At 66.9% G+C, this 14,614-nt stretch carries 12 protein-coding genes; 9 read left to right on the top strand and 3 right to left on the bottom strand.

The features are described from left to right. Positions 1-10 precede the first annotated feature (10 nt). Genes GL4_RS01965 through cobM form a run of 5 tightly spaced genes read left to right on the top strand, consistent with a single transcriptional unit; the run spans position 11 to position 3,925 of the window. On the top strand, positions 11-742 hold the full coding sequence (locus tag GL4_RS01965; protein ID WP_045363971.1) for a precorrin-2 C(20)-methyltransferase: 732 nt from the start codon (positions 11-13) through the stop codon (positions 740-742). Then, complete coding sequence (locus GL4_RS01960; RefSeq protein ID WP_045363968.1) at positions 739-1,503, top strand: precorrin-3B C(17)-methyltransferase; 765 nt, start codon at positions 739-741, stop codon at positions 1,501-1,503. Before GL4_RS01965 ends, GL4_RS01960 begins: the two co-directional genes overlap by 4 nt. Positions 1,504-1,536: 33 nt before the next feature. Continuing rightward, positions 1,537-2,784 carry a bifunctional cobalt-precorrin-7 (C(5))-methyltransferase/cobalt-precorrin-6B (C(15))-methyltransferase gene (locus GL4_RS01955; RefSeq protein WP_045363965.1) on the top strand — a complete coding sequence of 416 codons (1,248 nt, stop codon included), beginning with the start codon at positions 1,537-1,539 and terminating at the stop codon, positions 2,782-2,784. Beyond that, on the top strand, positions 2,781-3,167 hold the full coding sequence (locus GL4_RS01950) for a cobalamin biosynthesis protein (protein WP_045363962.1): 387 nt from the start codon (positions 2,781-2,783) through the stop codon (positions 3,165-3,167). The genes GL4_RS01955 and GL4_RS01950 overlap by 4 nt, the downstream gene beginning before the upstream one ends. After that, positions 3,164-3,925 carry a precorrin-4 C(11)-methyltransferase gene (gene cobM / locus GL4_RS01945; RefSeq protein WP_045363959.1) on the top strand — a complete coding sequence of 254 codons (762 nt, stop codon included), beginning with the start codon at positions 3,164-3,166 and terminating at the stop codon, positions 3,923-3,925. Before GL4_RS01950 ends, cobM begins: the two co-directional genes overlap by 4 nt. Here cobM and GL4_RS01940 read toward each other — a convergent pair. Beyond that, positions 3,904-5,010 (bottom strand): cobalt-precorrin-5B (C(1))-methyltransferase, encoded by a 1,107-nt coding sequence (locus tag GL4_RS01940; RefSeq protein ID WP_244462663.1) that lies wholly within the window; start codon positions 5,008-5,010, stop codon positions 3,904-3,906. The two genes, cobM and GL4_RS01940, sit on opposite strands and share 22 nt — an antisense overlap. 50 nt (positions 5,011-5,060) lie before the next feature. Here GL4_RS01940 and GL4_RS01935 point away from each other — a divergent pair, with 50 nt between their 5' ends. Further along, on the top strand, positions 5,061-6,374 hold the full coding sequence (locus tag GL4_RS01935; protein ID WP_045363953.1) for a cobyrinic acid a,c-diamide synthase CobB: 1,314 nt from the start codon (positions 5,061-5,063) through the stop codon (positions 6,372-6,374). 22 nt (positions 6,375-6,396) lie between these two features. Here the strand turns inward: GL4_RS01935 and cobT are convergent, their stop codons facing one another. Beyond that, positions 6,397-7,416 carry a nicotinate-nucleotide--dimethylbenzimidazole phosphoribosyltransferase gene (gene cobT, locus GL4_RS01930; protein ID WP_045363950.1) on the bottom strand — a complete coding sequence of 340 codons (1,020 nt, stop codon included), beginning with the start codon at positions 7,414-7,416 and terminating at the stop codon, positions 6,397-6,399. 39 nt (positions 7,417-7,455) lie between these two features. On the opposite strand from cobT, the gene cobS reads away from it, so the two are divergent. The 3 genes from cobS to GL4_RS01915 all read left to right on the top strand — a co-directional run bounded on the left by cobS (position 7,456) and on the right by GL4_RS01915 (position 10,652). Further along, positions 7,456-8,220, top strand: coding sequence for an adenosylcobinamide-GDP ribazoletransferase (cobS, locus tag GL4_RS01925; RefSeq protein WP_342016314.1), 765 nt, complete (start codon positions 7,456-7,458; stop codon positions 8,218-8,220). Between the two features lie 144 nt (positions 8,221-8,364). After that, positions 8,365-8,646: a hypothetical protein gene (locus tag GL4_RS01920; RefSeq protein ID WP_045363944.1), complete on the top strand. Its 282-nt coding sequence runs from the start codon at positions 8,365-8,367 to the stop codon at positions 8,644-8,646. Between the two features lie 65 nt (positions 8,647-8,711). Further along, complete coding sequence (locus GL4_RS01915) at positions 8,712-10,652, top strand: glutamate ligase domain-containing protein (protein ID WP_172653272.1); 1,941 nt, start codon at positions 8,712-8,714, stop codon at positions 10,650-10,652. A 9-nt stretch (positions 10,653-10,661) separates the two neighbouring features. Here the strand turns inward: GL4_RS01915 and GL4_RS01910 are convergent, their stop codons facing one another. Then, positions 10,662-14,165: a L,D-transpeptidase scaffold domain-containing protein gene (locus tag GL4_RS01910; protein ID WP_156137346.1), complete on the bottom strand. Its 3,504-nt coding sequence runs from the start codon at positions 14,163-14,165 to the stop codon at positions 10,662-10,664. Between the last annotated feature and the right edge of the window lie 449 nt (positions 14,166-14,614).

Raw genomic sequence — 14,614 nt, 5'->3', positions numbered from 1 at the left:
GGATGAGCGCATGAGCCGAATAACCGGCCGTTTGATCGGCGTGGGCGTCGGCCCCGGCGACCCGGAACTTCTGACGGTGAAGGCCTTGAAGGCGCTTCAATTGGCGGACGTCGTCGCCTATTTCGCGAAGGCCGGCAACGAGAGCAATGCGCGGCGGATCGTGGAAGGCCATTTGAACGGAGCCGAGGAGCTGCCGCTGCTCTATCCGGTCACGACCGAGATCCCCAAGGCGCACACCGCCTATCGCGACGCCATCGCCGACTTCTACGATGTCTCGGCGGCGGCTGTTTCCTCCTATCTCGACGACGGGCGGGACGTGGCCGTCCTGTCCGAAGGCGATCCGCTGTTCTATGGCTCGTACATGCATATCCATGTGCGGCTGAGCCAGCACTACCCGACGGAAGTGATCCCCGGCGTCACCGGCATGTCCGGCTGCTGGTCGTCCGCCGCCACGCCAATCACCCAAGGCGACGATATCTTCACCGTGCTGCCGGGGACCTTGCCCGAGGTTGAGCTCGAACGGCGGCTCGCCGACAGCGACGCCGCCGTAGTGATGAAGATCGGCCGGCACTTGCCGAAGATCCGGCGCGCCTGCGAACGGGCCGGATGCCTCGACCGGGCGATCTATGTTGAGCGCGGCACGATGACGAATTCGGCGGTGATGAAGCTCACCGACAAGCTCGATGTCGCGGCGCCTTACTTCGCCATTGTGCTCGTGCCCGGCTGGGAGGAGCGCCGATGAGCGGACGCTTGACCGTGGTCGGGCTCGGGCCTGGGGACGACCGCTTCCTCACACCCGAAGCACGGGACGCGCTTGCCAGCGCCGAGGCGCTTTACGGCTACGGGCCCTATCTCGACCGGGTCCCTGTGCGCGAGGGTCAGGCCCGCAATCCGTCCGGCAACCGCGTCGAAGGCAACCGCGCGCAGGCTGCGCTCGCCCATGCTGCGGAAGGCGCGCATGTGGCCATGGTCTCGGGCGGCGACCCCGGCGTATTCGCCATGGCCGCGGCGGTGTGCGGCGAGATCGAGGACGGTCCCGATGAGTGGCGCGCGCTCGACGTGCGCATTCTGCCGGGTGTGACAGCCATGCTTGCCGTCGCCGCCCGTGCCGGCGCGCCGCTGGGACACGATTTCTGCGCCATCTCGCTGTCGGACAATCTCAAGCCCTGGGACCTGATCGAACGGCGCCTGGACGCCGCCGCCACGGGCGGTTTCGTGATCGCGTTTTACAATCCGATCTCCACGGCGCGGCCCTGGCAACTCGGTCAGGCATTCGAACGTCTTAGCCGTCACCTCGCGCCGGAAACGCCCGTCGTGTTCGGGCGCGCCGTGGGGCGCGGTGACGAAGCCGTGACCGTGACCACGCTCGACAAAGCGGCCGAGACGCCGGCGGATATGGCGACCCTCATTATTGTCGGCTCGCCGGAAACCCGCGTCATCGCCCGCAACGGGCAGCCACCGCTTGTCTACACCCCGCGCATGGCCGCCGCGGTAAGCGCATGATCGCGCAACGCGACACGACGCGGGAGAGTCTCCATGTCCGCTCCTAGTCCATTTGCGGCAGCGCCCGCCCCCTTGCAGCGGTGGCTGTCCATCGTCGGGATCGGCGAGGATGGGATCGACGGCCTTGGCCGCGGAGCCCAGGACCTCATCCAGAGTGCGGAGATCGTGTTCGGAGGCGTGCGCCATCTCGCGCTTGCCGCGCCGCTCATCCGCGGCGAAGCGAAACCCTGGCCATCGCCTTTTTCGTTGGCGCCCGCCGAGGTGGTTGCTTTGCGGGGCCGGCGCGTGTGCGTGCTGGCGTCCGGCGACCCCTTTTTCTACGGCGTGGGGGCGACACTCGCGGGCCATGTCGCGGCCGACGAGACATGGGTCGTCCCGGCGCCATCCGCCTTCAGCCTGGCGGCCGCGCGGATGGGCTGGCCGCTTCAGGAAGCGACCGTGGTCTCGGTGCATGGCCGTGCGCTCGACCGCATTCGGCCTCACTTGCATCCAGGCGCGAAGCTCCTCGCCCTGACGTCGGACGCCGAGGGCCCGGCGGCGTTGGCGCAACTCCTCACTGAAACAGGCTTCGGCCCATCGCGCATGACCGTGCTGGAGGCTTTGGGGGGCCCAAGCGAACGCGTCCGGGGGGCGGTAGCGCGAGACTTCGGCGTTGCCGATATTGCCGCGCTCAACACCGTCGCCATCGAGGTGGCCGCCGAGCTGGGTGCGCGCGTTCTCAGCTTTACGCCTGGACTCGACGACGACCTCTTCGAGCACGACGGTCAGATCACCAAGCGCGAGATTCGCGCTCTCACGCTTTCCTCGCTTGCGCCCCGCCACGGCCAACTCCTGTGGGACGTCGGCGCCGGCTCCGGTTCGATCGGGATCGAGTGGCTGCTCGCACATGGCTCGCTTCGTGCGATCGCGATCGAGGCAGATGAGGCCCGTGCCGCGCGCGCCGCGCGCAATGCTGCTGCCTTCGGCGTGCCACATCTCGATGTGAGACAGGCGCGCGCGCCGGAAGCGCTTGCTGATTTGCCGGCACCCGACGCGATCTTTGTCGGGGGCGGCGGCAGCGGCGACGGCGTGCTCGACACCTGTCTCGAGGCACTGAAGCCCAGCGGCCGCCTGGTGGCCAACGCGGTGACGCTCGAGACGGAATCGGAACTCATCGCGAGGCATGCCGCGCGGGGCGGGACGCTGACCCGTTTGGCCCTCGCGCGCGCGGACGCCGTCGGCGGAAAGACCGGCTGGCGTTCGGCAATGCCCGTGACGCAATGGAGTTGGGAGAAAACATGATTGTCGCTGGAATCGGCTGCCGCAAAGGCGCCACAGCTCAGGAGATCGACGCGGCGATCGAGGCTGCCCTCGCGGAGACGGGGCAGACGCGCGCAGCGTTGACATCGCTCGCTACATCGGACGGCAAGGGCAGCGAGCCGGGCCTCGTCGATGCCGCCGCCGCGTGCGGTCTCGAGCTCATCCTCATCAAGCCTGCGGCGCTGGAAGCGGCCGGGCCGCGCACGCAGTCCTTCTCGCCGAGGGTCAAGGAAATGTTTGACGTGCCGTCCGTGGCAGAGGCCGCCGCGCTCGCAGCGGCTGGGCCGGACTCCACTCTGTTCGGCCCCCGCACGATCGTCGGGTCCGTGACCTGCGCCATCGCGGGCACCGCCCCGAAAACGTGACCGTTCACTTCATAGGCGCAGGGCCGGGCGCTGCGGACCTGATCACGGTTCGCGGCCGCGATCTCATCGCGCGTTGCCCGGTCTGTCTCTATGCGGGATCGATCGTTTCGGAAGAACTGCTCGCCTACTGCCCGGCAAAGGCCCGCATCGTGAACACGGCGCCGATGTCGCTCGACGAGATCGAAGCCGAGTACGTGGCGGCCTACGACCAAGGGCATGACGTGGCGCGGCTCCATTCCGGGGATCTTTCGGTCTATAGCGCCGTGGCCGAGCAGATGCGTCGGCTCGATGCGCGCGGCATTCCATACACGCTGACGCCCGGTGTTCCGGCCTTCGCCGCGGCCGCCGCTACGCTTCGGTGCGAATTGACGGTTCCGGAAGTCGCGCAAAGCGTGGTGCTGACACGCGTGTCCGGACGCGCCTCGAAAATGCCGGAGGGCGAGAGTCTCGAAGCGTTCGCCGCGACCGGTGCGACGCTCGCCATTCACTTGGCCATTCACGCGCTCCCCGCCATTGTCGAGACCTTGCTGCCGCACTATGGCGCGGACTGTCCCGCCGCCATCGTCGCCCACGCAAGCCACGCGAACCAAACGGTCCTGCGCGGGACGCTCGGCACGCTGTGCGCGCAGCTCGAAGCCAACCCGATCGAGCGTACGGCGATGATCCTGGTGGGGCCGGCGCTGGCCGCATCCGACTTCAGAGAGAGCGCGCTCTACGATCCGGACTATCGCCGCCGCTACCGGGGAGGTCCCGCATGAGCGAAGGGCGCGCGGCCGACAAGCTGACCCTGCCGGTCGAAGACCACGACCTCGACGGCGACCGGCTTGCCCGTGACGACCTTCAGCGCCGTCCCTTGCGCGGCGCGGGCCACCTCGTCGCCGAGAGGAACATGGTCAGCCGCCGCGAGACCAAACGCTTCCGCCGCCGTATTGGCAGCCTCAATGCGCGCGGACAAATCGGCCGAGCCACCGGCAGCCCGAGCGAACGACGCCAGCGCTTCGAGATCGACGGACCCGCGCTTGGAATGAAGATCGAGGAGCCCTTGAGCGAGCTTGGTCATCTTCGCCACGCCGCCGGCAATCGTGACGCGCGGCACGGGATGCAGCTTGACGTATTTGAGCGTGCCGCCGACGAAATCGCCCATGTCGATCAGCGCTGTCTCGGACAGGCCGTAGAGGTCCTGCACGGCACGTTCGGACGCCGAACCGGTCGACGCGGCGATATGATCGAGACCCGCCGCGCGGGCCACGTCAACGCCCCTGTGAATGGAATGAATCCAGGCCGCGCAGGAATAAGGGACGACGATACCCGTGGTGCCGAGGATCGAAAGGCCGCCGACAATGCCGAGGCGTCCGTTCAGCGTCTTCGCCGCCAGCGCCTTGCCGTTGGCGACACCGATCTCGACCTCCACGTCGCAAGCCACCCCGTTCTCATCGGCCACCTCGGCCAGGGCGTCACGCATCATTTTGCGCGGCACGGGATTGATGGCGGGTTCGCCCGGCGGAATGGGCAAACCGGCCTTGGTTACCGTGCCGACACCCTCGCCCGCGCGAAACGTTACGCCCGCCCCCGGGCTTCCGCGCTTGACGATGGCCAAGACGAGCGCGCCGTGGGTGACGTCCGGGTCGTCGCCCGCGTCCTTGACCACGCCAACCGTCGCGGATGCCGCATCGGCCTCGGCCGTTGCCAGCGCGAAAGCGGGGCGCTGCTTGCCCGGCAACGTGATTTCCACGGGATCGGGGAAACTGCCGGTGAGCAAGGCCGTGTACGCGGCTTTGGCCGCGGCCGTGGCGCAGGCGCCTGTGGTCCATCCCTTGCGGAGCGGGCGGTCCTCTTCCTTCATGCCCATGCCTATAGGACGCAAATGCCGCGCCGTCACGCGGAGGGCGCACCGTGAGTGCGTCCGGCCTCGTTATCGCCGCGCACAAATCGGGCGCGGGGAAGACCACGCTGACGCTGGCGCTGCTCGCCGCCCTCAAGCGGCGGGATCTGACCGTCCATGCGGCCAAGGCGGGACCGGACTACATCGACCCAGCCTTCCATGAGCGGGCAACCGGACATGGCAGCGTCAACCTCGACAGCTGGGCCATGCCACCAGGGTTGCTGGACGCCCTCATGGCGGAGACTGCGCGCGAGGCCGATATCGTTGTGGTGGAAGGGGTCATGGGCCTGTTCGACGGGATCGCCGGCGTCCCGGGCCGCACGGGCGCAACGGCAGATCTCGCGGCCCGATTCGACCTTCCGGTCGTCTTGGTGATCGACGTCACCTCGCAGGCCCAGTCCGCCGCCGCACTTCTCAGGGGCTTCGCCACTCACGATCCGGCGGTGCAAGTGGCCGGCGTGGTCCTCAATCGTGTGGCAAGCGAGCGCCATGCGAATCTCGTGTCCCGCGCTATAGAGGCTTTGCGCATCCCGATTCTCGGCATGTTCCCCCGTGACAAGACCGTGACCTTGCCGGAACGGCATCTCGGGCTCGTCCAGGCCGGCGAGCACGACGATCTGGACGCCCGGCTTGCGGCCTTGGCGGCGCTCGCGGAGGCCCATCTCGATCTCGATGCGATCCTCGCCCTCGCGCGGCCGCCTCTCTTGTCCGGCGATACGGTCTCGGGCCGTCTACCCCAGCCGGGCATGCGGATCGCGGTGGCTCAGGACGCGGCCTTCACGTTCCTCTATCCGCATCTCGTGCAGGGCTGGCGGGAGCACGGCGCGACCCTCGTGCCGTTCTCGCCACTGGCGGACGAGGGTCCGGATCGATCTTGCGATTCCTGCTGGCTTCCGGGCGGCTACCCGGAGCTGCACGCGGGCCGGCTCGCCGCCGCTTCCGGCTTCAAGACGAAGCTCGCGGCCTTCGCCGAGACGCGGCCCGTGCACGGGGAGTGCGGCGGGTACATGGTGCTGGGTCAGGGGCTCGTGGACGCGGACGGCGTCCGCCATGAAATGTGCGGTCTTCTCAGCCACGCCACCAGTTTCGCGGAACGCAGCATGCATCTCGGCTATCGCCAAGCGAAGCTGCTCGAACCGTCCGTGCTCGGGAACGTAGGCGCGAGCGTGCGCGGGCACGAATATCATTATGCGTGCGTGATTGAGCCGGGGGACGATGCGCCCTTGGCGGCGCTCAGCGACGGCGAAGGAAAACCGCTCGGCACTTCCGGCGGACGGTGCGGGACCGTCACCGGCACCTTCTTCCACGCGATCGCAGCGGCGTAGGAATTCCGCATAATGCTCGAGTCTAGGACGCCGCCTTCCCCGACACCTGCGCTTCCTCGAAGGTGGCCATGCCCGTGTGGCACGCGAGGGCCGCGCGGAGGATTAGAAGCGCTACGCTCGCGCCCGTGCCTTCGCCGAGCCGCATGCCGAGATCGAGAAGCGGGGTCATGCCGAGTTCGCGCAGGAGCAACTCGTGACCGGCGTCGGCCGATTTGTGCCCGACCCGCGCGTGATCGAGGGCGTCGGCCCGCAACGCTTTGAGCGGCGCCACCGCCGACGAACTCACCATTCCGTCGATCAGGACCGGCACCCGCTTGTGACGGGCCGCAAGGCACGCGCCCATCATCGCGGCGAGTTCGCGTCCCCCGACGGCCGCTGCCGCGCGCAAGGGATCGCCCAGGACGTCGGAATGGCAGAGCAGCGCCTGCTGGATCACGGCGCGCTTGCGGCCGAAGCCGTCCTTGCCGACGCCCGTGCCGGTGCTGATGAACCGCGCCCCACCGCCGAAAAGCGCGCCGGAAAGCGCCGCCGCCGCCGTGGTGTTGCTGATGCCCATCTCGCCCAGAATGATCAGATCCGCCCCGTCGGGCACCTGGTCGTAGCCGGTCCCCACGGCGTCCAGGAACTCGTCGTCGCTCATAGCAGGCGCTTCAGTGAAATCGGCGGTTGGCCGGTCGAGATCGAGCGGCGTCACGCGTAAGGACGCCCCATTGACCCGCGCGAGCTGGTTGATGGCCGCTCCGCCGGCGGCAAAATTGGCCACCATCTGCACCGTGACCTCGGGCGGATAGGCCGAGATGCCTTGTGCCGCGACGCCATGGTTGCCCGCAAAGATCAGAATCTCGCACTTGTCCAAGCCGGGAGGGTTGTGCCCCTGCCAGGCGGCGAGCCATGCCGTCAGTTCTTCCAGCCGGCCAAGGGAACCCGGCGGTTTGGTGAGTTGAGCTTCGCGCGCGGCAGCGGCGTCCGCGGCGGACTGGTCGGGCGCCGGCAGGTCGAGACAGGCGGCGCGCAACTGTTTGAGAGAAGAAAATCGGGACATTTCAGCGTAGGGTCGCAAAAGTAGATCGAGGGAGACAGAGTGGAATTCAACTCTATGGGCGGCATTAACACGGACCTCAGGGCGGGCCTAGCCTTTTGCACGCGGCTGCCTGTCACGGCGCCCGCCGGCGCGCGGCTGGCCGATGCCGCCTGGACCTTTCCGATCGCCGGCGCCGTCGTCGGTCTGATCGGCGGCTTCGTCGTATATCTGGCGTTGTCGCTCAACCTGCCGCCCTTCGCCGCGGCGACGCTGGCCGTTGCCGCCACGGCCCTGGCGACCGGATGCCTTCACGAGGACGGGCTCGCCGACACGGCCGACGGGTTCGGTGGCGGCCATGAGCGCAAGCGGGTGCTCGAGATTCTGCGCGACAGCCGGATCGGCACCTATGGCGTCATCGCGCTGATCGTTTCCTTCCTGTTGCGCATTGGCGCCTTGTCCAGCCTCGCCGCCGCTGGTGCAGGCCCCGCGATCCTCGCTCTGATCGCCGCGCATGCGGGCGCGAGGGGTGCCTTGCCGCTTTTCATGCGGGCCGTACCGCGGGCCCGCATGGACGGCCTTTCGCACGGCGCAGGCCGGCCCAGCGCGAACGTGGCCGCCGGCGCTCTCGCCCTCGGCGTTGTTGTGACCCTCGCCTGCCTCGGGTTGGGCGCGACCCTCGTGTCCGCAATCCTGTTGGCCGGGACGCTCGCCGTGCTCGCCCGGATGGCCATCGCCAAGATCGGCGGCCAAACCGGCGATGTGCTCGGCACCGCCGAACAGGCAGGCGAAATCTTGATCCTGCTCACGGCGGCCGCGTTGCCCTGAGGCAAAGCTCGGGCAGCAGGTCCCGTCAGGGTAACCAAATCGCTAAGATCTGCGTAAGACGGCCGAAAGACTGGCGTGGTATGGTGCCCATGTCGTTGCCAAACAGCGGCCTTCGGAGCATCCGGCCAGAAGGAGTTCTGTCCCATGCGCATTGCGATTGCGACGCTTGTCATAGTTGGTGCGGTTTGGCTCGCCGCCGCTCCCGCACACGCGGCGCCCGTACCCCTGACCGGTACGGCGGCCGATACGATCGCCGAGGACGCCGGTTCGTTGATCACGACGGTCGCGAAGCGCAAGCGCAAGACTGTGCGGCAAAGCACGCGCAATTGCGGCTGGCAATGCAAGCGGTACTACCGCCCCTACCAGTACCGCTATTGGAAGTTCTACTATCCTTACGGCGGTCCTTTGTTTTACTCGCGGCGGTAACGCCATTCATCGCTCTGCGATAAAAGAGTGACACGGCACCTTGCCCTTGTGGCAGAGTGCGCCGCGTGACGCCGCCTGCTTCCGCCATAACCACCCGTGCCCTTGCGCTTTTTGAGGCTGCCCGCGCCCGCCCCGGCGCGCCTGCGGACCTTCCCGGCCGGCTCTTCGTCGTCGACGTGGAGCGGCAGACGGCGGCGCTGATCGTGGACGGGGTGGCCGTGGCAAGTTGGCCGGTCTCCACGGCGCTGAAAGGGATCGGCGGCGAAGAGAACTCCTTCAAGACGCCCCCGGGCTGGCATCGCATCGACCGCAAGATCGGCACCGGCGCGGCGGCGGGCACGGTCTTCTCGTCGCGGGAGCCGACCGGCGAGCGCTGGCAGGGCGAGACTTGCGAGTCCGATCTCATCCTCACACGGATCCTGACATTGGACGGGCTCGAGGACGGCGTGAACCGCGGGCCGGGCTGCGACTCCCGCGAGCGCTACATCTACATCCACGGCTCCAACCATGAGGAGCACATCGGGCGTCCGGCGTCCTGCGGCTGCGTCCGTATGGGCAACGCCGATGTCACCGCACTGTTCGACGTGGCGCAGGAGGGCGACCTTATTCTAATCGCGCCGCCGGAGAGCCGAGACATCCCCGAACTGTCTTCTGGCCGCTTTCACTATGCGGGCCTCGGCGGCTCCGGCATGAGCGCCCTCGCACAGTTCCAGGCGATGAAGGGCGGGCGCGTGAGCGGCAGCGACCGCGCCTTTGACCATGGGGAGCGCGCGGCCGTCCGCGCCCAATTCGAAGCGCTGGGTATCGGCGTGTTTCCCCAAGACGGCAGCGGGATCGGAGAAGACTGCGCCGCGCTCGTGGTGTCGACGGCGGTTGAAGAGACTGTGCCCGACTTCGCCGCGGCCAAAACCCGTGGCGTGCCGATCGTGCACCGGTCCGAGATGCTGGCCCATTTTGTCGGGACCTACCGGTCGATTGCGGTGACCGGCACGAGCGGAAAGTCCACCGTGACGGGCATGACGTTCGAGATCCTGCGTGGGATGGGCGCCGATCCATCCGTCATTACCGGCGGCGACTTGCCGGCGCTTCAAGCCGAAGGCCTGATCGGCAATGCCTTCGCCGGCGCATCCGACCTGCTCGTGGTGGAGGCGGACGAGAGCGACGGCTCCCTCGTCCGCTATGCACCGTCCATCGGCGTCATCCTCAACCTCCAACGCGACCACAAGGAGATGGAGGACGTGGCGGCGATGTTCGCCACGCTGCGCGCGCGCACCCGCGAGACGCTCGTCGTGGGCGACGATGCGAACCTCGACCCGTTCGCCGGCGGGGCGATGCGCTTCGGCCTCAGCGAGCGGGCGGACATTCGCGCGGTCAATGTGCAACACAGCGCCGACGGCGCGCGCTTCGAGGTGGAGGGCGTCGCGTTCGCGATTCCCGTTCCGGGGCTGCACAACGTAACCAATGCGCTTGCCGCCATCGCAGCTTGCCGCGCCGCGGGCCTGCCGCTGGAAGGCATGGCGGACCCGCTCGCGGGCTTCTCCGGTATTGGGAGGCGGTTCCAAACTATCGGCTGCGCGAGCGGAATAGAGGTCGTAGACGACTTCGCTCATAACGCGGAGAAGATCGCCGCCGCGATCCGGACAGCGAAACTTAGGGGGCGCCGCGTGCTCGGTATCTACCAGCCGCACGGCTACGGGCCGACGCGCTTCCTGTGGCAGGACTTCGTCCGCACCTTTTCAAGCGAACTTTCCGCAGACGACAGGCTCTTCATGCTCGAAGTGTTCTACGCGGGCGGCACGGCGACGCGGGACTTCTCCGCCGCCGACATCGTCGGCGAGATCGCCGCGGCCGGGACGCAGGCCGCGTTCGCGCCATCGCGGGAGTGGCTGATCGAGGCTATCGCGAACGAAGCACGCGAAGGCGACGTGGTCCTCGTCATGGGCGCGCGCGACCCCTCGCTCACGGCTTTCGCGCGCGACATTCTCAGCGCGATCGAGCGAGGCTAGCCGAGACGGCTAATTGCCGAGGATTCCCGAGATGAAGTCGTCGACGCTGTTCGCGGTGCGCCGCCTGCGTGGACGCGGCTCCGAATACCGCTGGGTGGGCGATGTCTCGGCAACCTCCGGCCCGGATACCGGCACGTTGAAGTGCGCCGGATTCTTGAAGAGCTTCGCCGCCATACGGTTGTCGATGCCGTACACGTCGCCGAATTCACGGATGGAGCCATAGCCGTCGGCGATGGCCGTATTGTAGGTGAGATGGACCGGAATCTTGTGATCGAGCGCGATCACCTTCGTCTGGCCTTGGGCGCGGGCCAGGATGTCTTGGACCGTGCCCATGGACCAGCCCTTGTCCTCGTTCAGAAGGAAAGCCGCGAAGCGGGCCGGCTGATTGACGCGGATACACCCGTGACTCAGCGTCCGGACCCGGCGCCCGAACAGCTCCTTCTGCGTCGTGTCGTGCATATAGATCGCGTGCTTGTTCGGAAAGTTGAACTTGAACTGGCCGAGCACATTGTGCGGCCCCGGATCCTGCTGGAACGTGTAGGCGTGCACATTGACGGTCTGCCAATCCACGGCGTCCGCATCGACAGGCTTGCCGCCCTTGCTGACCTTCAAGCCGTAGCGGCTCAGCATCCTGTTCCGGGATTCCCGCCCGCCAAACAAGCCGCCTGAGCGCTGCGGGCCCTTCAACTTCGGTGCGATGTCTTCTTTCACGATCGTCGGCGGGACCGTCCAATTGGGATTGAAGACGATGTTCCGCATCGGCGCGGAGAAAAAGGCCGTGGCGTATTGGGTCTGCCCAACAATCGTCTTTTCCTCGTAGATCGTCCGGCCGCCCTTCAGGACACGGAACTTGAACTCCGGGATGTTGTTCCAGACGTGGAAGTTGCCGAGGTCGGACGGCAGCCAGCGCCACCGCTCCATGTTGATGGCAATGAGCTGAACGGTCCGGTCGTTGTCCGGGTTGCGGCCGGCCTGCTTCGCCGAGTCCCGCGCCTGAACCAGCGCCGTATGCAGGCGCTGATACTGCTCGCTTTGCGGATGGAGCGCGAGCAGCGCCTTGTCCGGGGTGTCCGACGCGGCAATCTCCGTCAAGACGGTCTTGGGATCGCGCGCCCTGGGGTTGAAGTCGAAGAGTTTGTGGGCGCTCGACGGCGTCAAGCGGCCGGTTTGCGCGTGGCGTGCATATTTGAGAACAGCCGCGGAGAGGGCGAGTTCGGCATCTGCCCGCGCTTCGTCCGTGGTCAGAGCAACTTCGGGGGACGGCACCTCATATGCAGCCGCGTCGAGGCCCCAGTCGTCCGCGTCGCGTACGGTCGCGACCAGCGCCTTGGCTTTGGGGGTCAGGCTGTCGTCGGCGATCCAGAGCGGATCCTCGTCACGCTCGCCATAGAGCGTCTTGAGCGCTTCCAGATCCGCTGTCGCCACCTTGGGCGCCGTGGACCCTTCGAGCTTGGCGCGCACGCTCTCGATGACAGGATCGACAGGCGGCGGAGGGGGCGGGCCAAGATCGACCGCCTCTTTCGTGTCTTCGCCTTCGGACTTCTCATCGTCGGCGGTCAACCGTGCCGAACCGGGCTCGAGCGCCGCGACCTGGGTGTCCTCACCACCCGCCTCGGCGCCAGGCGGCGGCGAGACGTCGAGAACGACCGTCGCGGAATAGGCGCGCGGATCGAGCTCAAGAGGCTCTTCGGCAGGGTCTTCATCCGACGAGCGGGCCACATCCGTAACGTCCTGCGCTTCGTCCGAATGGGCCATGCCGTCCGGCTCGGAGGATGGTGAGATCGAGGCCGTGACTTCGCCATCGAGGGACGGCCCGTTGTCCTCATCGTCTGTTGCGGTCTCCGCCGCACGTTCGGGCGTGTTGGCCGGGCTCGCCATGCGGGCGATCTCGGGCTTCGGCTCCGGAGCGGGCGGAAGAGACGCGGTCACGATCTCGCCCTTGGAATCGTCAGCCTTGTCGGCTGGCTCCTCGGCGTTCTCGGCGACGCCCTCGCTATCCGTATCCTCGCCAGCCTTGGTATCGGAAGTCTTGGTATCGGCGTTCTTGGCGTCTGCGGTCTCAGTGTCTGCAGTTTTGGCGTCGGCGCTCTTGGTATCGCCATCCTCGGCATCCGCCTGCTTGGCGTCGGCATCCTCCGAGTCTTCGACGGTCGCGTCTTCGTCCTTGGCGCTGTCGGCAACCTTCGCCGGCTCGTCGGTCTCGGGGTCCTTGCTCTCGGCGTCAGCCCCCGCTGCGGCCGCGGCTGCACTAGCTGCTGCGGCGGCGGCGGCCGTCGCCGCTTTAGCGGCTTCGTCTTTGGCGGTGTCCTCGGACTTGGCAGCAGTCTCGGCGGCTTCGTCGCGTTTGTCTTCGTCGGCGGCATCCTCCGACTTTGCGGATGCATCGGCCGATGCGGTTTCGGACTCTTCAGGTGCGTCCGCAGCGGCGGTCTTCGACTGAGGCTCTTCCTCTGCCTTGTCGCCCGCCGTCTTGTCGCCGTCACTGTCGTCCGCCGCCGTCTTTTCCTCGGCAGCTTCCGTGCCGGCGGTCTCGCCGTCAGCGGTCGTCGCGTCCGCTGTCTTGGTTCCGGCCGCTTGGTCGTCGGAGTTCTCTGTGTCAGCCGTCTTAGATTCGGGCGTTTTGGACTCGGCCGACTTGTCTTCGTCGGTATCGGCAGCCGCCGTCACAGACGCATCGCCCTCGTCGGCATTCGCCTCGGAGTCAGTTGCGGTCTCGGTGTCGGACTTGTCCGATTCGGCGTCCGCGAGCTTCGTATCCGACGCCTCGTCATCCGTCACCGTTTCGGCGGTCTTGGTGTCGGACGACGTATGGTCTTCTGCGGGTTCGGCGTCTGCTGACTTTGTCTCGGCGGTCTCTTCCGTCACCGCGGCCGTGTCGGTCGCATCTTCTGGCGTGTCCGACTCATCCGCCTCGGCGGTCGGCGCATCGGAAGCACTCTCAGCATCCGCAGACGAGGAATCCGCCACAGCCGGCTTGTCCTCGTCCGCCTGGCCTGGGCTGTCCTCCGCGTCAGCCGTCGAGTCCGGCTCGGCCTTCTTGTCGGACGCATCGGACGCATCCGCACTCTCGGTCTTGGAGTCGGACGTCGTGTCGCCGGATTCGGACGCCGGAATCTCATCCGATTCGGCCGTCATGGTTTCGTCGGACTTGTTGTCGGCGAGAGCATTGTCGTCGGAATCGTCTGTCGTGGCCGCGAGAGCCACTGCCGCAGGCAGCGCCATGACCACGCTGGCAGTCGACACGGCACCAACGACGAGCGCGTTGTCGCTGCCCTTGGCAACGTCGGGCGAGACGGTCTTGGCGGAGGCGGTGGCGAAGATCCTGTCGGGGTTTCGAACCGGCTCGACGGGCGCAGGGCGGCGATAGCGTCTGCGCTTGACGACCTTCTTGCCGCCGAACAGGCCGGGCACGCGGAATTCTGCCGTTGCCGTGCCTGGAACCGCGCTCGTACCAATCCCCAATGCCAAAAGGGCCAATGCCGTCAGCCCAATAATGGCAATTCGTCCCCTCATTCGCCGTCCCTCAAAGCCTCCGCGCCTGAGCGCTAATGTAGTCGCCGCATTCATGAATTTGCAGAGGATCGCACAAGAGCCTAAACATAATGGCAAAACAGGGCGGTTCCTGGGCTTTGTCGGGCGCCGCCCATCACAAAATCGCCAGCCTTGCATCTTTCCGGCGGTTTCGCGACGGCCATGTTTGCGGCGCCGGACCTCAGGCCGAGGGTCCCTTTGCCCGCATGCCCAAAAAAACGGCATCTGCGCGGATTTGACCCGCACATGACGGGGGGCCCGATTTGATCGATACCCGCATCGATGCAATACTTTGCAATATCAACGCAATTCTATGTTCCTAAGAGCGTCGTTGCCGGCGCGCGCGAAACTTCGCGAGTCCGGCCCCATTCTTGCTTAATTCTTGGAATGGCCTGACGCGGTCAGCCGAAACCATCGTCCCAAGAGAGGCA

It is taken from the genome of Methyloceanibacter caenitepidi, from assembly GCF_000828475.1.
GTDB lineage: Bacteria > Pseudomonadota > Alphaproteobacteria > Rhizobiales > Methyloligellaceae > Methyloceanibacter > Methyloceanibacter caenitepidi.
This window is presented reverse-complemented; position numbering and strand designations above follow the sequence as displayed.